Raw genomic sequence first — 21,120 nt, forward strand, 5'->3', positions numbered from 1 at the left:
AGCGACACCACCGCACCGCGTGGCCCCGGTAGCCCGGGGTGTGCCGGAGCAGCCGGTGCGGCCCGACCGAGGAGCGACCGAGGAGCGACCATGAAGTACCTCGTGATGATCTGGAGCAACCCGCAGACGTGGGGGCACCCGATCTTCCTGCGCACGCCCGAGGCGGCGGCGATGACGGACGACGAGCGCGCCGGGCTGCTGCGTGACTTCGAGGAGCTGATGACCGAGATCAGCGAGTCGGGCGAGCTCGTCAGCGCCTCGGCCCTGGCCGACCCGCTCACGGCGCGCAGCGTGCGGGTGCGGGACGGCGAGGTCGTCGTGACCGACGGTCCCTTCGTCGAGTCCAAGGAGGCGATGGCGGGCTACTTCGTCGTCGACTGCGCCTCGCCGGAGCGGGCCGAGGAGATCGCGGCCCGCTTCCCCGACGCCCGGTTCGCCGCCGTCGAGGTGCGCCCGCTCATGGGCGGGTCGGCCGGGGACCTCTGAGCACGATGGCGACGGGGACGATACCGGCTGGCGCGATGGGAGCGGGGACGACGGTGGTCGACGCGGACGGGTCGCACGGCACGGAAGGGTCGGTGGTGGCCGACGAGCTGTGGCGCAGCGTGGCGCCGCAGGTCGTCGGCGCGCTCGTGCGCCGCTACCGCGACTTCGACCGGGCCGAGGAGGCCGCCCAGGAGGCCCTGCTCGCCGCCGCGGCCCAGTGGCCCGACGAGGGCGTGCCCGACGACCCGAAGGCATGGCTCATCCGCGTCGGCTCGCGCCGCCTCGTCGACCGCCTGCGCAGCGACGAGGCCCGCGCGCGACGCGAGCTCGCGGACAGCGCGCGCACCCCGGCCGACGACCTCGTCAGCCCGTCGCCGGATGCCGGCCGGTCGGCGGATCGCGACGACACCCTGACGCTCCTGCTGCTCTGCTGCCACCCCGCGGTCGCTCCGGCGTCGCGGATCGCGTTGACGCTCCGGGCGGTCGGTGGCCTGACGACGACCGAGATCGCACACGCCTTCCTCGTGCCCGAGGCGACGATGGCCCAGCGGATCAGTCGCGCCAAGGCGCGCATCCGCGAGTCGGGGGCGGAGTTCCGGATGCCGCCCGCTGCCGAGGTGCCGGGTCGCGTGCGCGACGTGCTGCACGTGCTCTACCTCGTCTTCACCGAGGGGCACACGTCGAGCGCGGGTGAGCAGCTGCACCGCGTCGACCTCACGGCGGAGGCGATCCGACTCGCGCGCCGGCTGCACGCCCTGCTGCCGGACGACGGCGAGGTGAGCGGCCTGCTCGCGCTCATGCTCCTCACCGAGGCACGGCGCCCGGCGCGGGTCGACGACGCCGGTCACCTCGTGCCGCTCGCCGAGCAGGACCGCTCGCGGTGGCACACGGCATACGTCGTCGAGGGCGTCGCCCTCGTGACCGACGCCCTGACGCGCGCCCGGCTCGGGCCCTACCAGGTGCAGGCCGCGATCGCCGCGGTGCACGACGAGGCACCGAGCGCCGACGCGACGGACTGGGAGCAGGTGCTCGCGCTCTACGGGCTGCTCGAGCAGCTCGCCCCGGGGCCGGTCGTGAGCCTCAACCGCACCGTCGCGCTCGCCATGGTCGAGGGGCCTGCGGCGGGGCTCGACGTGCTCGACGGGCTCGCGCAGGACCGTCGGCTGGCCCGCCACCACCGCCTCCACGCGGTGCGCGCGCACCTGCTCGAGCTGGCCGGCGAGACCGAACGGGCCCGCGAGAGCTACCTGCTCGCGTCACGGCTGACGACGAGCATCCCCGAGCAGGACCACCTCCGACGAAAGGCAGAAGCACTGTGAACGAGACCACGGCTACCGAGGTGACCGAGCTCGACGTCGAGCTGGGCGACGGGAGGGTGCTGCACGCGTACGACGGCGGCGCGCCCGCGGGGACGGCGGCGTCGGAGGAGCCGCTCGTCGTGGTGTGGTTCCACGGCACCCCGAACATCGGTGCGCCGCCGGTGCCGCTCTTCGCCGCCGCGGCCCGGCTCGGGGTGCGCTGGGTGTCCTACGACCGGCCCGGCTACGGCGGGTCGACGCCGAGGCCCGGCCGCGACACCGCCTCGGCCGCCGGCGACGTCGCGGCCGTGCTCGACCACCTCGGCGTCGACACCGTCGCGGTGATGGGCCACTCGGGTGGCGGTCCGCACGCGCTCGCGGTGGCGGCGGGGCTCCCCGACCGGGTGCGTGCGGCCGTCAGCGTGTCGGCGCCCGCACCGTTCGGGGCGTCAGGGCTCGACTGGTTCGCCGGCATGGCGCCCGGTGGCGAGGCGTCGCTGCGCGCGGCGGCCGCGGGGCGTGCGGCGAAGGAGGCGCACGAGGCCGCGATGACGGACGGTGGCGACGAGGGGGTCGACATCGGCTTCATCGCCGCCGACGAGGCGGCGTTCGCCGGGCCGTGGGGCTGGTTCGGCTCGGTCGTGGGCCCGGCGATGGCCGCCGGCCCGGCCGCGCTCATCGACGACGACCTGGCTGCCGTCTCGGACTGGGGCTTCGACCTGCGCTCGGTGCGCTGCCCCACCCTCGTCGTGCACGGCGGTGGCGACCGCATGGTGCCGTCCTCGCACGGCGAGTGGCTGGCCGGCGCCGTGCCCGGTGCGGACCTGTGGCTGCAGCCCGGCGACGGCCACATCTCGGTGCTGCGCACGGCGGAGGAGGCGCTCGGCTGGCTCGCCGGGGCCGCCCGCCGCCGGCCGACCGACGACTGAGCCGCACCTCGGCACCGCACCAAGGACCCCGCCACCCCGCGAGCTGCACGAACCAGCCCGCGGGGCGACCCGGCATACGCGATCTGCGCCGTGGCGCACCTCTGGCCACGCGGGGCCGGTCGTGCCGGTCAGGCGGCGGCGTCGGGCCGGCCGGACCTCGTGGTCGGGTTGAAGGCCCACAGCGTGTAGCCGTCGAGCCAGTGGACGATGGAACGCAGACGCTTCACGGTTGCTCCCGAGGGATGCGGAGGGTCATGACGGGCGGCTCCGTGGCGGCCTCGTCGCACGCACTCCACGTCCATCGGGGTGAAGCCGTCGCCTTCCATGCTGCGCCCACGACGTTGCCGCACGGTGAGATCGACGTGACGGCGGTGTTTCGGTCCTGACGCGCGCGTCACCACCCAGCCCCCGGTCCGACGCGGCTGATGATCTCCTGAAGCGCGTGCACGCCGCTCGTGTCGAGCCCGGTCCACGATGCGAAGCGGTCGTACGTGTCCTCGTAGGACGCGCAGTCGACGTGCACCGTGACGGGCCACACGGACCTGACCCAGTCGGCGCCGGCGATGACGTCGACGTCGTCGCGGAGCCTGATGACGATGTGCGTGCTGGACCGGCCGCTGCTCAGGTCCATGAGATCGACGAACGGGACGCGCTCGGGCTCGATCTGAGGGGCGGGCCGCTCCGGGATGTGCACGTCCCCGTCCCCGTGCGATGAGCGCGCCTGAACCACCCGGTCGTGGAGGGCGGTCACGATGGCGTCGGTGCCGACGCCGAAGGGCGGTGACATGATGACGAGCTCGCGGGGGTCCGTGCCGGCCTGGATCGATGCGCCGAGCTGGTAGCGGGTCAGCCATCGCTCCTGCCGCTGGAACGGCCCCGCGGGGTCGGGCGTGATCGAGCCGGTCGGCGTCCGCGGGACTCCCGGACCGACGGTGTCGTCGAGCACCGCGCGGACCGTCGCAGTCGGGTCGAAGGGCGGCAGCAGCCCACCGCGGTAGAGGGATCCCTCGACGAGGTCGAGGGGCAGCGGGCCGACGTCGCCACGCTCGGACGCGAGCGCCAGCGCCCCGACCGGTGACAGGCGCACCTCGGTGTAGCGCGCGTCGGCTGCCTCGTCACCGGCCATCGACCCGAAGTTGCCGTAGCCGTCGACGAGCGGCAGGTGGCGCACCCACGGCACGACGAGGTCGGCGAGGATCTGCTGGGAGTAGCGACGCCCCACGCCGGTCTCGGCGTCGACGCGCTCGAGGACGGCGAGCGTGGGCACGTGCGGTGCGTCTGCCGCACCGCCCAGCTCGTCGATCGCTCGTAGCACCGAGATCTCCACGGGTGTCAGGCCGCTCGCCGTCGCCCGCTCCGGAGGCAGCCTCGCGTCGGTCACGGCGCCACCACCTCGAGCGTCCACGTCCGGCCTCCCCTGACGTATGCCAGCTCCCGCGCTGCGACGTCGTCGTCGACGAAGACGTCGAGCGGGCCCCACGACGTGTCGACGTGCGACTGACCCTCCCGCCCGAGACGCTCAACCGTCGTCGTCACACCCAGCCCGGCGAGCGCGGCCGCGAGGCGTGGGAGGTCGCCACGGCACACGGTCACGTCGAGGTCGTGGGGCGTTCCCTCCCCGGTCGTGAGCCGGCGCGCGGTGCTGCCGACGACGACGAAACGCGCCCCGTGCCGGAGCAGCTCGGTCGCGAGGGCTGCCGGTCTGCCGGCGAGGTCGGTCATGGCGTCACCCTAGGCAGTCGGGCCGCGTCACGGGCGGATCGAGCCGATCGGGCTCTGCGCCTGCGCACCACCCCGTCCGGAGCGCAGTCAGAGCGCCGAGCTCAGAGCCTCAGGGTCAGGAAGGTGCTGTGCGGGTCGAGGCGATAGCCGCCGAACGGCCGCACTCGGTGAAGCCGTGCGCGGCGTAGAGCGCCCGCGCGGGAGCGAAGAAGTCGTCCGACCCGGTCTCGAGGCTGACCCGCGCGAGTCCGCTGCGGCGGGCCTCGGCGAGGATCTCGCCGAGCACCGCCCGGGCGACGCCGCGTCGCCGGGCGTCCGGCGTCGTGCGCATCGACTTCAGCTCGCCGTGGCCGGGCCTGACCTCGGTGAGCGCCCCGCAACCGAGCACCGCCTCGCCGTCGCGGGCGACCCACACGCGCACGCCCGGGGCACGCAGGCCGTCGAGGTCGAGCGCGTGGGTGCTCTCCGGCGGCGAGATCGACCGCAGCTGCGACACGTGGCCCTCGAGCAGGGCGACGACGGCGGGGTCGGTCAGGTCGTCGAGCGTGATGCGCACGCAGCCATCCTGCGCCACGCCCTCCGAGAGGCGCCCCTCAGGACCAGATGGCGGCCGGGATGCCGTCGGAGAAGACCTCGGGCGGGTCGGGCATCGACCGCGCGAGCCCCGTGGTGTGGCGTGCGGCCGACCAGGCGACCGCGCAGGCGTCGAGCACGTCGTCGACGGCATACCCCTGCCCCTGGAGCACGGACGGGCGGGCGATGCCGGCCGCCGCGAGGGCGTCGAGGCGGGCGGCTCGCCCCTCGTCGGTCTTCTTGCTCGCGAGGATCGGTGCCCCGGTCATCGCCGCGAACGAGACCTCCGGGTGCACCTCGAGCACCGTGACGGTCGGCCGGGTGCGCAGCCAGGCATCCACCTCGACGATCTTGTCGCGCAGCGCGAACGCCTGCGCACCGACGCCCTGGCCGACGAGCTCGCGGTTGACGGCATCGGCCTCGAGCCGGGTCGCCTCGCCGTAGGCGCCACGGGTGAGGGTGGAGAAGATCGACGACGCCTTGCCCGGCAGGGCTGCGCGGGCGAGCCGGTCGGCGAGACGGATCGTGTTGTCGGGCAGGCCGATCGGGATGTCGATGCCGACGACGCGTATGCCGGTCGACTCGCGCACCATGGCGACCAGCCCGGCGATCGTCGGGGCGACGACGATGCGCGGACGTGGCGCTCCGGGCTCGAGGAGGGCGCCCACCCAGCCGCCCTTGCACCCGTCGACACCGAGGACGGGGACGACGACCTCGACCGGCGCCGGTCGTCCGGTGAGGTCGGCGTCCGCGTCGCGCTCGAGCGCGTCGGCGAGGCGGGTCAGGGAGCCCACGGCCTCGGCGGCCGCCGCTCGCACGTCGTCCGGGGCGTCGGCGGCGGGCCCGGCGTCGCCGCCGAGCTCCGCGGCGAACGACCGGATCCGCTCCAGCCACAGCTCGGTGTCCATGCCCCCACCCAACCGCATCCGCGTGGGCACTCGACGCGGTGGGAGCGCCGCGTGCCCACGGCGGTCGTGGTCAGGCGCCGCCGGAGGGGTGGCCGGCCAGCGCGGGCAGGTCGGCGGGCAGGTCGAGGAAGCGGTCGGCCGTCACCGGCAGGTCGCGCACCCGGATGCCCGTGGCGTGCCAGGCCGCGTTGGCGACGGCAGCCGCCGCCCCGACGATCCCGATCTCGCCGATGCCGCGCGACCCCATCGGGTTGGTCAGCGGGTCGGTCTCGTCGAGCCACACCGCCTCGACGTCGCGCACGTCGGCGTGCGAGGCCACGTGGTAGCTGGCGAGGTCCTGCGTGACGACGTGCCCGAAGCGCGGGTCGCGCACCGACTCCTCGAGCAGCCCGCCGCCGAGGCCCATGACCATGCCGCCGATGAGCTGCGAGCGCGCCGTCGTCGGGTTGATGATGCGGCCCGCGGAGAAGACGCCGAGCATCCGGCGCAGCCGGGGCTCGCCCGTCCAGACGTTGACGCCGAGCTCGACGAACTGCGCGCCGAAGGAGTGGAGCGAGTGGGTGTCCATCGCGGGGTTGTCCGCCGGCGAGCCCGTGCTGACGTCGCCGACGCCGGGCGACGCGCCGTGCTCCTTGCGGAAGGTGCGGGCGGCCTCGACGATCGCCGACCCCCACGACGCCGTGCCGGCCGACCCGCCCGCCACCGTGGCCGGGGGCAGGCTGCTGTCACCGAGGTGCACGTCGACGTCTGCGACACCGATCCCCAGCGCGTCGGCCGCGATCTGGCCGAGAACGGTCAGTGCGCCGGTGCCGATGTCGGCCGCGCCGATGCTCACGGCGTAGCGGCCGCCCGTGAGCGCCTCGATGCGCGCCGTGTTGGCCGGCTGCCGGTAGTAGGGGTAGGTCGCCGACGCGACCCCGAGACCGACGAGCCAGTCGCCGTCGAGGCGTGCGCCCGGGCGTGGGTCGCGCTCGGCCCAGCCGAAGCGCTCCGCGCCCGTGCGCAGGCACTCGACGAGCTTGCGGTGCCCGAAGGGCTGGCCGGACTCCGGGTCGACCTCCGGCTCGTTGCGCACCCGCAGCTCGACCGGGTCGATGCCGCAGGCGACGGCGAGCTCGTCCATCGCCATCTCGTGGGCCGCCATGCCCGGCATCTCGCCCGGGGCGCGCATCCACGAGGGCACGGCGACGTCGAGCGTGACGAGGCGGTGGCTGGTGTGACGGTTCGGCGCGGCATACATGTGCCGGGTCGCGACGGCGGTCTGCTCGGCGAACTCCTTGAGGGCAGAGGTCTGCTCGAGCACCTCGTGGTTGATACCGAGCAGGGTGCCGTCGGCGCCGGCCGCCAGCTGGAAGCGCTGGATCGTCGCCGTGCGGTAGCCCGCGAGCGCGAACATCTGCTGTCGGGTCAGTGCGATCCGCACCGGGCGGCCCGGATTCGCCCGGGCGGCAAGGGCGGCCACGACGTCGTGCGCGTGCGGCAGGCCCTTGCTGCCGAATCCGCCTCCGACGTAGGGGGATCGCACCCTGATCTCCTCGGCCTCGAGACCGAGGATCGGCGCCAGCTCGGAGATGACGCCGTGCACGCTCTGCGTGGAGGCGTCGAGGACGAGCCGGGGCCCCTCGTCAGCGTCGGCCGCCCACCGGGCCGTCGTCGCGTGCGGCTCCATCGGGTTGTTGTGCTCGTAGGGCGTCGTGTACGTCTCGTCGACGACGACGGCGGCCGCCTCGAGCGCGCGGTCCATGTCGCCCACGCTGCTGTCGGTCGGGAAGGCCGGGTTCACCTTCTCGGGCGCGTAGGAGTCCTCGTCGCCGCCGCGCAGCTCGGCCTTGTGCTCCTGCACGTCGTAGTCGACGACGACGAGCCGGGCGCCCTCACGGGCCGCCTCGGCCGACTCGGCCACGACGACGGCGACGACCTGGCCCCGGAAGGTCACGTCGGGCGTCTGGAGCACCTGCAGCTCGGCGTTCTCGCCGGTCTCGAGCCGCGGCGCGTTCGTGTGGTCGAGCACCGCGACGACGCCCTCGTGGGCGAGCGCGGGCGACGCGTCGACGGTGCGGACGGCGCCCTTGGCGATCGTCGACTGCACGAGGTGGAGGAACAACGGGTCGTCGGCCGGCACCTCGAAGGCGTAGGCGGCGGCGCCCCGCACCTTGAGCGGTCCCTCGGTGCGGGCGACGGGCGTGCCGACCGCGACCGGCTCGAGCGCGTCCTGCTTGCTGGCCTGCGCGGTCATGCGATCGCCTCCGCCGTGGTCGCCGCAGTCGTGGCGAGCCGGAGCAGCACCATCGTCGTGGCGCGCCGCACGAGCGGCACCTTGTATGCCGTGTCGTCCGTCGTCGACGCCGCCTCCAGCTCCGCGTCGAGCGCGGTGCGGATCGACGCCGGGGTCAGCGTGCTGCCGCGCAGCGCCTCCTCCGCCCGCGAGGCCCGCCAGGGCTTGTGGGCGACACCGCCCCACGCGATGCGCACGTCGGCGACGCGGGCGTCGGGTCCCGCGCCGTCGAGGTCGAGGACGACCGCGACGCTGACGAGGGCGAAGGCGTAGGACGCGCGGTCGCGGGCCTTGTAGTACGTCGACGCCGAGGTCCGCGAGAGCGGCGCGAGCTCGACCGCGGTGACGAGCTCGCCGTGGCCGAGCGTCGTGTCGCGCTGAGGCTCGTCGCCGGGCAGGCGGTGCAGGTCGGCGAAGGGGATGCGGCGCTCCCCGTCGGGACCGAGCACGACGACGGTCGCGTCGAGCGCGGCCATCGCGACGGCCAGGTCGGACGGGTGCACGGCCACGCAGTCCGGCGACTGGCCGAGCACGGCGTTGTAGCGGCCGTAGCCCTCGAGCGCCGAGCAGCCGGAGCCGGGCTCGCGCTTGTTGCACGGCGTCGTGACGTCCTGGAAGTAGACGCACCGCGTGCGCTGGAGCAGGTTGCCCGCCGTGGTCGCCTGGTTGCGGATCTGGCCGGAGGCGCCGGCGAGCAGCGCGCGGGAGAGCACGGCATACCGCTCGCGGACGACGGGGTGGGCCGCGAGGTCGCTGTTGCGCACGTTGGCGCCGATGCGCAGGCCGCCCCCGGGGAGGTCGCCGATCTCGGTCAGCGGCAGTCGGCTGACGTCGACGAGACGGCTCGGGGTGGCGACGCCGAGCTTGAGGTGGTCGACGAGGTTGCTGCCGCCGGCGATGAAGCGGGCCTCGGGGTCGCCGCTGACGGTGGCCACGGCCGACTCGGCGTCGCGGGCGATCTCGTGCACGAAGGCCTTCATGCGCCGGCCGCCTCTCGGATGGCGTCGACGATGTTCGGGTAGGCGCCGCAACGGCACAGGTTGCCGCTCATCCGCTCCCGGATCTCGTCGTCGCTGAGGTCGACCTCGCCCGTGAGGTCGTCGGTGACGTGGCTCGGGTGGCCCTGTTTGGCCTCGTCGAGCATGCCCACGGCCGAGCACACCTGTCCCGGCGTGCAGTAGCCGCACTGGAAGCCGTCGCGGGCGAGGAACGCGTCCTGCACCGCGTGCAGCTGGTCGCCGTCGCCGAGCCCCTCGGCCGTGGTGACCTCGGCGCCGTCGTGGGCCACCGCGAGGGTCAGGCACGAGAGGTGCCGGCGCCCGTCGAGCAGGACCGTGCACGAGCCGCACTGGCCGTGGTCGCAGCCCTTCTTCGGGGCGGTCACCCCGAGCCGGTCGCGGAGGGCGTCGAGGAGCGTCGTGCGGTGGTCGACGACGACGCCGCGCACCTGCCCGTCGACGTGGAGCGTGATCGAGGATTCCATGCGTCTCACCTGCCTGGCGTGCGGTGCCTCCCGTCGAGGCACCCAGTGAGTCGTACCCGTCGGGCCGCCCCCCTCGTCGGGCGCGGCCCCGGAATGGATGGCGCTCCACGGCGGTTGCCGTCCTCATGGACAAGAGCGCAACGATCGGCGTCACCGGCCTCGCCACGATGGGCCGCAACCTCGCCCGCAACATCGCCCGGCACGGGCACACGGTGGCGGTCCACAACCGCACCACGGCACGCATGACGAGCCTGATCGACCAGTTCGGCGACGAGGGTGACTTCGTCGGCGCCGAGACGGTCGAGGAGTTCGTCTCCGCGATCCAGAAGCCGCGAGCCATCATCGTCATGGTCAAGGCGGGTGACCCGACCGACGCCGTCATCGACGAGCTCGTGCCGCTGCTCGACGAGGGCGACATCGTCGTCGACGCCGGCAACGCGCACTTCGCCGACACGCTGCGCCGAGAGAAGACGTTGTCCGACAAGGGGATCCACTTCGTCGGCATGGGTGTCTCCGGTGGCGAGGAGGGAGCGCTCAACGGTCCCTCGATCATGGTCGGCGGCTCCGACCACGCCTACGAGCGCCTCGCACCGGTCGTCGAGTCGATCGCCGCGCAGGTCGACGGCACGCCGTGCGCCGCGCACCTCGGCCCCGACGCCGCCGGCCACTTCGTCAAGATGGTGCACAACGGCATCGAGTACGCCGACATGCAGCTCATCGCGGAGTCCTTCGACCTGCTGCGCAGCGTCGCCGGCCTCGAGCCGACCGAGATCGCCGACGTCTTCCGCCGGTGGAACGAGGGCGACCTCGAGTCGTTCCTCATCGAGATGACGGCCGACGTGCTGGCCTTCTCCGACGCCTCCACCGGCAAGCCGTTCGTCGACGTCGTCGGGGACGCCGCCGAGCAGAAGGGCACCGGCCGCTGGACGGTGCAGAGCGCCCTCGACCTGGGCGTCCCGGTCACCGGCATCGCCGAGGCGACCTTCGCCCGCAGCCTGTCGGGCCACACGAGCCAGCGCGCCGCCGTGCGCGACACCTTCGCCGACCTTGCCGAGCTCGACCCGGCCGCGCAGCGCGACGTCGACCGCGACGCCTTCGTCGACGACGTTCGCGCCGCCCTCTACGCGTCGAAGATCGTCGCCTACGCGCAGGGCTTCGACCAGCTCGCCGCGGGCTCGAAGGAGCACGGCTGGGACCTCGACCTCGGCGAGGTCGCGACGATCTGGCGCGGCGGGTGCATCATCCGCGCCCGCTTCCTCGACCGTATCAAGGAGGCGTATGCCGCCGAGCCCGATCTCGAGACCCTGCTGACCGCGCCGTGGTTCGCCGACGCCATCGGCCAGGGCGTGCAGGCCTGGCGCCGCGTCGTCGCCGTGTCCGCGGAGCGTGGCGTGCCGGCGCCGGCCTTCGGGTCGTCGCTCGCCTACTTCGACGGCCTGCGCCGCGACCGCCTCCCGGCCGCGCTCATCCAGGCGCTGCGCGACAACTTCGGCGCGCACACCTACACGCGCGTCGACCGCGAGGGCACCTTCCACACCGACTGGGCCGGCGACCGCTCCGAGTCCGCCACGGCCTGACCGTCGGAGGGCGCCCCACGGGGCGCCCTCCGGCACCCCCCTCAACACCGCCCCTCGACACCACCCTCCACGCCGCCCGTCGACGCCACCTTCGACAGGGTGGGGAGTCGGACGTAGCGTGAGGCAATGACCCATCCCGACACCGGCCGCGCAGCCACCCTGGGCGAGCTGCGGGAAACCGGCCACGTGCACCGCAGCGTCAAGGCCGAGATCCGCGAGAACCTGCTGGCCCGGTTGCGCGCCGGCGACGACGCCTTCCCCGGCATGGTCGGCTTCGAGGAGTCGGTGCTGCCCGAGCTCGAGACCGCCCTGCTCGCCGGGCACGACCTCGTGCTGCTCGGCGAGCGCGGCCAGGGCAAGACCCGGCTCATGCGCACCCTCTCCGGGCTGCTCGACGAGTGGAGCCCGGTCGTCGAGGGCTGCGAGATCGGCGACGACCCGCAGGCTCCCTCGTGCGTGCGCTGCCGGCGTCTCGCCGACGAGCTCGGCGACGACCTGCCCGTCGCGTGGCGGCACCGCAGCGAGCGCTACACCGAGAAGCTCGCGACGCCCGACACGAGCGTCGGCGACCTCGTCGGCGACGTCGACCCGGTCAAGGTCGCGCAGGGCCGCACGCTCGGCGACCCCGAGACGGTGCACTACGGCCTCGTGCCGCGCAGCAACCGGGGCATCTTCGGCCTCAACGAGCTGCCCGACCTCGCCGAGCGCATCCAGGTGGCGCTCTTCAACGTGCTCGAGGAGCGCGACATCCAGATCCGCGGCTACTCGCTCCGGCTGCCCCTCGACATCCTGCTCGTCGCGACGGCCAACCCCGAGGACTACACGAATCGCGGCCGCATCATCACCCCGCTCAAGGACCGCTTCGGCGCCGAGGTCCGCACCCACTACCCGACCGAGGTCAGCGACGAGGTCGCCCTCATCGCGCAGGAGTCCGCCCTCGTGGCCGACGTCCCCGAGCACCTGCTCGAGGTGGTGGCCCGCTTCACCCGCGGTCTGCGCGAGTCCTCCGCCGTCGACCAGCGCTCCGGCGTCTCGGCGCGCTTCGCCATCGCGGGGGCCGAGGGCGTGGCGGGCTCCGCGCTGCGCCGGGCGGCCCGTTCGGGGGAGGCGTATGCCGTCGCCCGCGTCTGCGACGTCCCCACCGTCGTGCCCACCCTCCTCGGGAAGGTCGAGTTCGAGATGGGCGAGGAGGGCCGGGAGCGTGACGTGCTGACGCACCTGCTGCGGCTCGCCGTCGCCGAGACCTACCGTGCCCGGCTGGCGGGCCTCGACCTGTCCGGCTTCACCAACCTCTTCGCCGAGGGCGCCGTCGTCGAGACCGGCGAGCTGGTGCCGGGCTCCGACCTGCTCGCCCAGGTCGGCACGGTGCCGGGCCTGTCCAAGGTGCTCGACCGACTCGGGCACGGCGACGACGCGACGCCGGGCCAGGTGGCGGCCGCCGTCGAGTTCGTGCTCGAGGGCCTGCACCTGACCCGTCGGATCGACAAGGACTCCGTCGCCGGGCGCACCGTCTACGGCGCCTGAGCCCGCTCGTCAGCGGGCCGGGCCTGCGGGCGTCGCCACGACGACGAGGTTGGAGTCGTAGCTGCGCGTGGCCCGGTCGAAGTGGCCTGCGCACGTCATCAGGACGAGGCGGTGCGGCCCGCGCTGGTCGAACTGCGGGCTGCCTGCGTCGATCGTCGACTTGAGCACCGTGCTCACCGAGGTGACGCGGTAGGTGGCCCGGTGGCCGCTGCCCTGCAGCACGACGAGCTCGCCCCGGCGCAGCGTGCGGAGGCGCTCGAAGAAGCCGAGGCCCTGCCCGGGCGCATCGAGGTGGCCCGCGAGCACCGTGCTGCCGAAGGGGTCGCCCACCTGGGCGCTGCCGTCCCACCAACCCACGCGGCGCACGTCGTCCGGAACGGCGAGGGCGCCCTCGACGGTGGCGGCCGGGTCGACGACGGCCACGGCCCCGCCGGGCAGCGCGACCTGCTGGGGGCTGAAGCGCACCCGCTCGCTGGCGGCGGTGCGCGCGATGGCGGCCGGAGTCGCGGGGGAGTCCGGTGGCGAGGCCGGGGAGGAGCCGTGCGAGGCGGAGGGGGTGCCCGCCCCGTCGGCGGCGGGAGTGGCGGCCGGGGTCGCTCGGCCCGCGCCCGGCTCCGGCTCGGCCGAGCAGGAGGTGACGAGGACGCAGAGCGTGAGCATGACCCCGGCGAGGGCCGTGTGGACAACTCGCCCGGTGCCGGTGCCGGTGCCGTTGCGCGGGCCCGGCGTCACGGCGCGGGGGTCGTGACCGGCGCGGCGGGTGCGCCGGGGTGGAGCAGCGGCTCGAGGAGGGGGGAGGTGCGGGCGGCCGCCTGACCACCTGTGCCGGTGTCGACCAGGTCCGGCGCGCCCGAGCCCGTGGACCCGGCCGGCAGCACCTGCACCACCGCGCGCATCGTCGAGCTCTGCGGGTCGCCGACCGCGAAGACGCGGTTGAGCGACCCCTCCTTGACCGTGAGGTCGAGCGGGCCCAGCACGGTCGGTGAGTCGGCCCCGGACGGCACGATGTCGACGGTGTAGGTGTCGGCCGGCACGACGAGGTTGAGCGCTTCGCCGTTCGCGATGTTGGCGAAGAGCACCTTGCCGTTCACCCGCACGTCGGCGGGCGGAACGGCCGCGGTGTGGGCCACGGTGACCGACGCCTTGCCGCGCGGCACGGCCTTCGTCGTGTTGTCGTAGACGGTGAGGACCGGGCTGCCGCTGGGGTCGACGGGCAGGTGCAGCACGAGGTCGCTGCTCGACCCGGCCCGGAGGTCGACGCTGCGCCGCAGCACCTCGGAGCCACCGCTGCTGAAGGTGACGGTGTGCGCACCGGGCTCGAGCTCGACGGCCCGGCTGAGGGAGGCCCCGGCGAGACCGGTCGCGACCGGTCGACCGTCGACACCGACGTCGACGAGTCGTCCCGGCAGGCCCTGCACGACGAAGACCCGGGCCCGTTCGGGCGCCGCGACCGACGGCGACACCGACCAGAGCGACGACGCGGCGGCCGCGAGAACTCCCGCGGCGACGGTGACGGTGCGTCCTCGAGACATGGTGTCCCTCCCCTGACGATCCCCTCGTGCGGGTGGGGGTGGCGGAAAGTCGCAGCCCCCGAAGCCCCGATCGATCTCGAATATAGGTGACAATCGAGCGACTCGGTCGCGCGCGACGTGACGAGTTTCGTTGAGCGACAGGGAAATCGGTCGAATGTCGACACATGGGGGCGAATCGGGACAGGGGCGGCGCTACCGCCATGTCGCAGGGGTGATCGTGCCCGCCCTGCTCGTCGTGCTCGCCCTGTGGGTCTGGGGGCGGACCCCGTCGAGCGCGTCGCTCGCGGCCGACGGCCCGCGATCGGCCACGCCGGTCGCCGAACGCTCCGTCGCCCCGTTCCCGACCGTCCCGCCGGTCGGCGCCGCTCCGACCACGCCCCCGTCCACCCAGGCAACCACGCCCTCGTCCACCCCCGCAGGCACCCCCGCAGGCACACCCGCAGCCCCACCGACGGCCACGCCCTCGATCACGACCTCGGAACCCGGTGGCACGGCCGGCACGGCTGGGACGGGTCTGGACGCCGGGCGCTCCGAGCCCGGCATCCGGCTCGACGCGGCCACGGGGACGGATGGCTCGGTCGCCGTCACCGAGCGGGTGCGCCTCGTCTCGGCCGTCGACGTCCTGCGCCTCGCGGTGCCCGACCTGACGGCCGGCGGTCCCGCCTTCGCCACGGCTCGCCCCGGCGTCCGCGACCTGCGCGTGACCGTGGGCGGCAGCGACGTCCCCCTGGCCGCGCGGGGCGCCGACGGGTTGCAGCTCGTCGCGCTGCCGGGCTCCACGACCGCCTACGAGCTGCACTACGTGCTCACCGGCGCGACCGTCCGCAGCATGCCCTCCCGGCCCGGGCGGGCCCTCACCGGACTGGCGCCGCTCAGCCGACCCGAGGCCGGCACGTCGGTGGTCGTCGCGACGATCGGCTCGTCGGTGCTCAACCTCACCTGCCCCCTGCTCGCCGACGCCGGAGACGTCACGTGCTCGGACGGCATCCGTGGACGGATGACCGTGCGCGCCCCGCTCCCGGACTCCGCGGCGCTCGTGGTGCTCCAGGTCGAGCTGGCGGGCTCCGGGTGAACGACGCGTCGCGCGGCGTGCTCGGCGTCGTCGACGAGCTGGCCCTGCTGGCCGGGTTCGTGCTCGTCGCAGGGACGCTCGCCAGTTGGGTCACGATGGCGCCCAACGGGCGCTCCGACCCGCGTCAGGTTCGGCTCGTTCACGTCGGCGCTGTCGTGCTGGGCGTGGCGACGCTCGTCGTGCCGCTGCTCGCGCCGCCCACCGGTGCGGACGCGGGGGCGCTCGTCGGTGCCGTGTCGCGGGAGACGTGGACGGCCGTGCTCGTGCGCCTGGCCGTGGTCGTCGCACTGCTGGCCTGGCTCGACGAGCTCGTGAGCGGCCCGATCATCACCTCTCGCCGGCGGTGGGCCGGCATCGCCGTCGTCGCCCTCTCGGCGACCTTCGTGCTGCCGTCGGACGCCCTTGCCTCGCAGGACGGTCCGGTCGTCGCGCTCGTCGCCGTCGCGCTGCTGGCCCACGTCGTGGCTGCCGCGGTGTGGCTCGGAGGAGTCGTGGTCATCGCCGCCGTCGGCCTGCCGATGGGCGACCTGCACGACCTCAGCGCCGCCGTGCGCTCGTTCTCGCGGATCACGCTCGCGACCGTCGCGACCGTGGTGGTCTCCGGCGTCGCCATCCTCCTCGTCCAGGCCTCCGGGGATGCATCGACGGGCGCCGGCTACGGCGCGATGCTCCTCGTCAAGGGGGTCGCCCTCGCCGGCATGGTCGTGGCCGCCCACCACGGTCGGCGTCGCCTCGACGGCATGGTCTTCCACCGGCTGCGGGTCGGGAGCGACACCCTGAGTCGGGTGCAGGCCTCGTCGCTGCTCGTCGGGGCACAGCTGCTGCTCGGCGCCGGCCTGCTCGGCGCGACGGTCGCCCTCGCCGCGGTGGGCCCGAGTCTCTGACCACGCCGGAGGTGCTCAGCGCACGGACGGCGCCGATCTCCACGCACGGCTATCGCATCCTGCTCCGTTTTCGGGAGCAGGATGCGAGCGGCGGCGGGAACACCGACGGGACTCTCCTATCGGATCCTGCTCCGTTTTCGGGAGCAGGATGCGGAGCCGGCCACCGACCTTCGACAGGGGAGCGGCGGCGACGTAGCGTGAGGCGATGAGCCGAAGCGACGACCCGCACGGCCGGTTCCGCTACGCGCCGTGGACCGGTGGGCCCGACCCGCTCGCCCCGCCCTTCGACGTGCGGTCGGCGCTCGACGAGGTCGGCCGCGACGTGCTCGCCGGCGGCTCGCTGCGCGACGCCCTGCGCGAGCTGCTGCGGCGTGGGCTCGACGGGCGCCGCGGCCTCGACGACCTCGCCGACCGGGTGCGGCGCCTGCGCGAGGCGGCACGTCGGCGCGGCGACCTGGGGGGCACGCTCGACCAGGTGCGCGCCATGCTCGACCAGGCGCTCGCCGAGGAGCGGGACACCCTCGCCGGCGAGACCGGCGACGACGCCCGCCTCGCCGAGATGGACCTCGCGACGATCCCGGACGACGTGGCAGGGGCCGTCCGCGCGCTCGGTGACCACGACTGGCACTCCCCCCAGGCCCGGGAGACCTACGAGCAGATCCGCCAGATGCTGCAGCGGGAGGTCGTCGGCGCCCAGTTCGAGGGGCTCAAGGAGGCGCTGTCGGGCAACGACCCCCAGGCGATGCAGGCCGTCAAGGACATGCTGGCCGACCTCAACCAGCTGCTCGCCGCGCACGCCCGTGGCGAGGACACCGACGACCAGTTCCGCGACTTCATGGAGCGCCACGGCGACCTCTTCCCCGAACAGCCCGGCACCGTCGACGAGCTCATCGACGCCCTCGCGCGGCGCCAGGCCGCCGCCGACCGGCTCATGGCGTCGCTGACCCCCGAGCAGCGCGAGCAGCTCGGCCAGCTGATGTCCGACGCGCTCGGCGACCCCGACCTCGCCTCGCAGATGGCTCAGCTGTCCGACAACCTCCGGGCGCTGCGGCCCGGCCTCGACCGCCGCAGCCCCGTGCAGCAGGGCCGTGGCGGCGAGCCGATGGGCTACGGCGACGCCGTCGGGGCGGTCGCCGAGCTCGCCGACCTCGAGCAGCTCGGCGAGCAGCTCGGCCAGGGCTACGTCGGCGCGAGCCTCGACGACGTCGACGTCGAGCGCCTCGAGCAGTACCTCGGCGCCGACGCCGCCCGCGACATGACGGCCCTGCGCGAGCTCGAGCGCGAGCTGGAGCGCCAGGGCTACGTCTCGCGCGGCGACGACGGGCTGCGCCTGACCCCCCGCGCGGTGCGCCGGCTCGGTGAGACCGCGCTCAAGCGCGTCTTCGAGCGGGTCGAGGCGGCCGGCCGGGGCGACCACGACGACCGGGCCGCGGGCCAGGCCGATGAGCCCACCGGGCTCACGCGGCAGTGGGAGTTCGGCGACGAGCTGCCCATCGACACGGTGCGTACCGTGTCGAACGCCCTGCAGCGCAACGCCGCACACGGGCACACGGGCAGCGACGGGCATACGGGCAGCGACGGGCGTGCGGGCAGCGACGGGCGTGCGGGCAGCGACGGGGCCGCAGGTCACGGCGGCGTCCGGGGCGGCGCGTCCGGCGGCGTCGACCTCCTCGTCGAGGACTTCGAGGTGGCCGAGACCGAGCGTCGCGCGGTCGCGGCGGTCGCGCTCTGCGTCGACATGTCGTTCTCGATGCTGCAGGAGGGCCGCTGGGGGCCGATGAAGCAGACCGCGCTCGCGCTCTCGCACCTCGTGCAGACGCGCTTCCGCCACGACGCGCTCGAGATCATCGGCTTCAACCTCGCCGCCCGCCGGCTCAGCCCCGTCGAGCTGGCCGAGGCCGAGCCGGAGTTCGTGCAGGGCACGAACCTGCAGCACGCGCTGATGCTCGCCGCGCGCCACCTGCGCCGTCACCCGGAGGCCGAGCCGGTCGTGCTCGTCGTCACCGACGGCGAGCCGACGGCGCACCTCGAGTCGGACGGCCGCCCGACCTTCCACTGGCCCGCCCGACCCGAGACCGTCCGGGCCACCGTCGCCCAGGTCGACGAGCTGCGCCGGTCGGGCGCGCAGCTCAACGTCTTCATGCTCGGCGACGACCCGGGACTCGCCCGTTTCGTCGACGCGGTCGCGCGCCGAGCGGGCGGGCGGGTCTTCACCCCCGACATCGCGCGGCTCGGCGAGTACGTCGTCGCCGACTACCTGCGGACCCGTCGCGGCCGGCGCTGAGGCGAGAGCGGCCGAGGGCGCCGAAACCCGGTCGCCCACGCCGGGCGGCGGCTGCCATGGTGACGCCATGACGCGCGAGCAGGACGGCGGCAGCAGCGACGGCGGCGACGGTCGACTCGACCGCATCGAGGCCTACTACGACTGCGTGCCGCGCGCCGTCGCGACGGCCGAGCAGGTGGGCCCGTTCACGCTCTTCGTGGCACAGGAGGGCACGGGGTGGCAGTTCTACGCCCGCCCGCAGCTCGGGGGCCCGAGCCGTTTCGCCGCCGACGACGTGTGCCGGGTGCTCGACCTCCAGCGCGAGCGCGGGGTCAAGCGCGCGATCGAGTGGGTCGACGAGGTGACGCCGGCGTTGCTGCCAGCGGTGCGCGCGGCCGGCCTCGAGCCGCACCTCTACCCGTTGCTCCTCATGCCACCCGAGGTGCCGGTCGAGGCCGACCCGCGGGCCCGCGCGCTGCACCCCGCCGAGCCACACCTCTCGCTCGCCCTCGGCTCCGTGTCGGCGGGCTTCGCCGGGCGCGACGAGGTCGAGCCCAGGGACCCGGGCCCGCGCCCCACGCTCATGGAGCGCGGCGACCTCGTCGTCGTGGCCTCCTTCGAGGGCAACCGGCTGTGCGGCGCCGGGTCGGCCGCCCCGCGTGGCGACGTGGCCGAGCTGATGGGCATCGCCGTGCCGCCGGGCCACCGGGGCCGCGGCCACGGCACGGCGATCACGCGCACGCTCGTGGCGGCCTGCCGCGACGCCGGGGTCGAGACGGTGTTCCTGTCCGCCGGCTCCGACGCGGCGGCCGACATCTACCGCCGGGTGGGCTTCGTCGACGTGGGCACCGCCTGCATCCTCGAGCCCGACGACTGAGCCGCCGCGGGCCTGCCTGCTCAGCCCCGGGCCGGGCGGAAGCCGGCGGACTCCGCGGCCGCCATCGTCGCGAAGCACTGCTCCGGGTCGGTGATGCCGTAGTACCGGTCGCCCGGCGCGTGCGCGATCATCGAGTTCTCGTTCCCCTTGACGGGCCGGGCCTGTGGGCAGGGGTGCCGGTCACCGGGTAGCGGCCAGGCGCCGGCGTCTCCGGTGGCGGGCGCGGCGGGCGCGGTGGGTGTGATGCGGGCGGTGGGTGTGGTGCGTGTGGTGGGTGTGGTGGGTGCGGTTGCCGTGGCTGCCTCGACGGCCGGGTCGGCGCACGCCGCAGTGGGGCTCGCGGCATCGGCCCGCACGTAGGCGTCCTGACGCGGGTGGTGGCCGTAGCCGTCGCGGGAGTCGTAGCGGGCGACCGCATGACCCTGCGTGATCTGGCGCAGCCCGGCGTCGAGCCCGTCGACGTCGACGTAGCGCAGCGAGCGGCCATAGCGGTCGGCGTCGTCGCGGGCCCCGGCGGTGAGCGTGACCGGGCGGTCGCCCAGGACGGCGCGCAGGTTGCGGGTCGCCTCGGCATACCCGCACTGGCCCATCTCGGGGGTGTCGATGCCGATGACGCGCACCTTGAGGGTCACGCCGTCGCGCTCGGCCCAGAGGGTGTCGCCGTCGACGACCTTCGTGACGCTCCACGTCGGGCCCGCTGCCGTGGCGTAGGTGCCGGACCGGCCGGGTTGGCCGGACGGCGTGGTCGGCTCGTCCGCGCCGGTGCCGCGCGCGGCGGCGCCTGCCAGCCCGGCCGCGACGACGAGGGCGACGAGCGTCACCCACATCCTGGTCCTGCGCCTGCGCATGTCTCCCCTGTTCCCGACGTGAGGGCATCACCGTAGGGGACACTGGCGACACCGGCCGACGAAGGAGTCCCGTCATGACCGCTGCCGACACGCCTGCAGCTGCGACACCCGGCACCGTCGATGAGTACGTCGCGGGCTTCCCGGACGACGTGCGCCCGGTGCTCGAGCAGGTGCGGGACGCGCTGCGCCGGGCGCTGCCGGGCGCCGAGGAGAAGATCCGCTACGGCATGCCCGCGCTGATGTTCGCCGACCGCTACGGCATCCACTTCGCGGGGTGGAAGAAGCACGTCGGCCTCTACCCCGTGGGTGAGCTCGAGCCCGACCTCGAGGTGGAGGTCGCGCCGCACCGCGCGAAGAAGGACACCCTGCAGTTCTTCTACCGCGACGACGTGCCCTACGAGCTCATCGAGCGCGTGGCGCGATCCCTCGCGCAGCGGCACACCGGCTGACGGCAGCGCGCCGCCAACCGGTGTGCCCGAAGGCGGGGAGGGTCAGTCGCCGATCGTGACGCCGCGCCAGAAGGCGACGCGCCCCTTGATCTGCGCGGCGGCCTCCTTGGGCTCGGGGTAGAACCACGCCGCGTCGGGGTTCGTCTCGCCGTCGACGGCCAGGGAGTAGTACGACGCCTCGCCCTTCCACGGGCACGTCGAGTGCGTGTCGCTCTTGACGAGGACGCCGCTCGCGACGGACTCGAGCGGGAAGTAGTGGTTGCCCTCGACGACCACGGTGTCGTCGCTCTCGGCGATGGTGGTGCCGTTCCAGGTCGCGCGCACGGTGAGCTCCTCATGGGTCCGGTCCCCGACGCCCGGGGACGACCTCCATGACAACGACCCGGCCCCCCGATTCCTTCCGTGTCGGTTCCGTGTCGG

The 21,120-nt window shown here is 74.4% G+C and carries 21 protein-coding genes; 10 read left to right on the forward strand and 11 right to left on the reverse strand.

Annotated elements, in window-relative coordinates:
- Positions 1–90 precede the first annotated feature (90 nt).
- The 3 genes from ABD979_RS01385 (at position 91) to ABD979_RS01395 (ending at position 2,713) form a co-directional block, all read left to right on the forward strand.
- Positions 91–486, forward strand: coding sequence for a YciI family protein (locus tag ABD979_RS01385; RefSeq protein WP_345505633.1), 396 nt, complete (start codon positions 91–93; stop codon positions 484–486).
- A gap of 95 nt (positions 487–581) precedes the next feature.
- Positions 582–1,805 carry an RNA polymerase sigma factor gene (locus ABD979_RS01390; RefSeq protein ID WP_345505634.1) on the forward strand — a complete coding sequence of 408 codons (1,224 nt, stop codon included), beginning with the start codon at positions 582–584 and terminating at the stop codon, positions 1,803–1,805.
- On the forward strand, positions 1,802–2,713 hold the full coding sequence (locus ABD979_RS01395; protein ID WP_345505635.1) for an alpha/beta fold hydrolase: 912 nt from the start codon (positions 1,802–1,804) through the stop codon (positions 2,711–2,713). Before ABD979_RS01390 ends, ABD979_RS01395 begins: the two co-directional genes overlap by 4 nt.
- Positions 2,714–3,107: 394 nt before the next feature.
- On the opposite strand, the gene ABD979_RS01400 is transcribed toward ABD979_RS01395, so the two are convergent.
- The 7 genes from ABD979_RS01400 to ABD979_RS01430 form a co-directional block, all read right to left on the reverse strand.
- Positions 3,108–4,094, reverse strand: coding sequence for a DNA gyrase subunit A (locus ABD979_RS01400; RefSeq protein WP_345505636.1), 987 nt, complete (start codon positions 4,092–4,094; stop codon positions 3,108–3,110).
- Complete coding sequence (locus ABD979_RS01405; protein ID WP_345505637.1) at positions 4,091–4,435, reverse strand: hypothetical protein; 345 nt, start codon at positions 4,433–4,435, stop codon at positions 4,091–4,093. The genes ABD979_RS01400 and ABD979_RS01405 overlap by 4 nt, the downstream gene beginning before the upstream one ends.
- Before the next feature lie 115 nt (positions 4,436–4,550).
- On the reverse strand, positions 4,551–4,991 hold the full coding sequence (locus ABD979_RS01410) for a GNAT family N-acetyltransferase (protein WP_345505638.1): 441 nt from the start codon (positions 4,989–4,991) through the stop codon (positions 4,551–4,553).
- A gap of 37 nt (positions 4,992–5,028) precedes the next feature.
- The gene (locus ABD979_RS01415; protein ID WP_345505639.1) at positions 5,029–5,916 is read right to left on the reverse strand and encodes a DUF429 domain-containing protein; all 888 of its coding nucleotides are present in this window, start codon (positions 5,914–5,916) and stop codon (positions 5,029–5,031) included.
- A gap of 70 nt (positions 5,917–5,986) precedes the next feature.
- Positions 5,987–8,152 (reverse strand): xanthine dehydrogenase family protein molybdopterin-binding subunit, encoded by a 2,166-nt coding sequence (locus ABD979_RS01420; protein ID WP_345505640.1) that lies wholly within the window; start codon positions 8,150–8,152, stop codon positions 5,987–5,989.
- On the reverse strand, positions 8,149–9,171 hold the full coding sequence (locus ABD979_RS01425) for an FAD binding domain-containing protein (protein ID WP_345505641.1): 1,023 nt from the start codon (positions 9,169–9,171) through the stop codon (positions 8,149–8,151). The genes ABD979_RS01420 and ABD979_RS01425 overlap by 4 nt, the downstream gene beginning before the upstream one ends.
- Complete coding sequence (locus tag ABD979_RS01430; RefSeq protein WP_345505642.1) at positions 9,168–9,674, reverse strand: 2Fe-2S iron-sulfur cluster-binding protein; 507 nt, start codon at positions 9,672–9,674, stop codon at positions 9,168–9,170. Before ABD979_RS01430 ends, ABD979_RS01425 begins: the two co-directional genes overlap by 4 nt.
- A gap of 125 nt (positions 9,675–9,799) precedes the next feature.
- Here ABD979_RS01430 and gndA point away from each other — a divergent pair, with 125 nt between their 5' ends.
- On the forward strand, positions 9,800–11,251 hold the full coding sequence (gene gndA / locus ABD979_RS01435; protein WP_345505643.1) for an NADP-dependent phosphogluconate dehydrogenase: 1,452 nt from the start codon (positions 9,800–9,802) through the stop codon (positions 11,249–11,251).
- 126 nt (positions 11,252–11,377) lie between these two features.
- Positions 11,378–12,775 (forward strand): sigma 54-interacting transcriptional regulator, encoded by a 1,398-nt coding sequence (locus ABD979_RS01440; protein WP_345505644.1) that lies wholly within the window; start codon positions 11,378–11,380, stop codon positions 12,773–12,775.
- A gap of 9 nt (positions 12,776–12,784) precedes the next feature.
- Here the strand turns inward: ABD979_RS01440 and ABD979_RS01445 are convergent, their stop codons facing one another.
- Positions 12,785–13,507, reverse strand: coding sequence for a class F sortase (locus tag ABD979_RS01445; protein ID WP_345505645.1), 723 nt, complete (start codon positions 13,505–13,507; stop codon positions 12,785–12,787).
- Positions 13,504–14,307 carry a DUF4397 domain-containing protein gene (locus ABD979_RS01450; protein WP_345505646.1) on the reverse strand — a complete coding sequence of 268 codons (804 nt, stop codon included), beginning with the start codon at positions 14,305–14,307 and terminating at the stop codon, positions 13,504–13,506. Before ABD979_RS01450 ends, ABD979_RS01445 begins: the two co-directional genes overlap by 4 nt.
- A 217-nt stretch (positions 14,308–14,524) precedes the next feature.
- Here ABD979_RS01450 and ABD979_RS01455 point away from each other — a divergent pair, with 217 nt between their 5' ends.
- The 4 genes from ABD979_RS01455 (at position 14,525) to ABD979_RS01470 (ending at position 19,403) form a co-directional block, all read left to right on the forward strand.
- Positions 14,525–15,379 (forward strand): hypothetical protein, encoded by an 855-nt coding sequence (locus ABD979_RS01455; RefSeq protein ID WP_345505647.1) that lies wholly within the window; start codon positions 14,525–14,527, stop codon positions 15,377–15,379.
- The gene (locus ABD979_RS01460; RefSeq protein ID WP_345505648.1) at positions 15,376–16,263 is read left to right on the forward strand and encodes a CopD family protein; all 888 of its coding nucleotides are present in this window, start codon (positions 15,376–15,378) and stop codon (positions 16,261–16,263) included. Before ABD979_RS01455 ends, ABD979_RS01460 begins: the two co-directional genes overlap by 4 nt.
- 205 nt (positions 16,264–16,468) lie before the next feature.
- Positions 16,469–18,547, forward strand: a complete 2,079-nt coding sequence (locus ABD979_RS01465; RefSeq protein ID WP_345505649.1) for a vWA domain-containing protein — start codon at positions 16,469–16,471, stop codon at positions 18,545–18,547.
- Positions 18,548–18,614: 67 nt separating this feature from the next.
- Positions 18,615–19,403 carry a GNAT family N-acetyltransferase gene (locus tag ABD979_RS01470; protein WP_345505650.1) on the forward strand — a complete coding sequence of 263 codons (789 nt, stop codon included), beginning with the start codon at positions 18,615–18,617 and terminating at the stop codon, positions 19,401–19,403.
- 20 nt (positions 19,404–19,423) lie between these two features.
- On the opposite strand, the gene ABD979_RS01475 is transcribed toward ABD979_RS01470, so the two are convergent.
- Entirely contained in the window at positions 19,424–20,224 is an 801-nt protein-coding gene (locus tag ABD979_RS01475) for a thermonuclease family protein (protein ID WP_345505651.1), read from the reverse strand.
- Between the two features lie 101 nt (positions 20,225–20,325).
- On the opposite strand from ABD979_RS01475, the gene ABD979_RS01480 reads away from it, so the two are divergent.
- A complete protein-coding gene (locus tag ABD979_RS01480; protein WP_345505652.1) occupies positions 20,326–20,700 on the forward strand; it encodes an iron chaperone in 375 nt (124 codons plus the stop codon).
- A gap of 42 nt (positions 20,701–20,742) precedes the next feature.
- Here ABD979_RS01480 and ABD979_RS01485 read toward each other — a convergent pair whose 3' ends face one another.
- The gene (locus tag ABD979_RS01485) at positions 20,743–21,024 is read right to left on the reverse strand and encodes a DUF427 domain-containing protein (RefSeq protein ID WP_345505653.1); all 282 of its coding nucleotides are present in this window, start codon (positions 21,022–21,024) and stop codon (positions 20,743–20,745) included.
- Between the last annotated feature and the right edge of the window lie 96 nt (positions 21,025–21,120).

The organism is Terrabacter aeriphilus (assembly GCF_039542985.1).
In the GTDB taxonomy this organism is placed as follows: domain Bacteria; phylum Actinomycetota; class Actinomycetes; order Actinomycetales; family Dermatophilaceae; genus Terrabacter; species Terrabacter aeriphilus.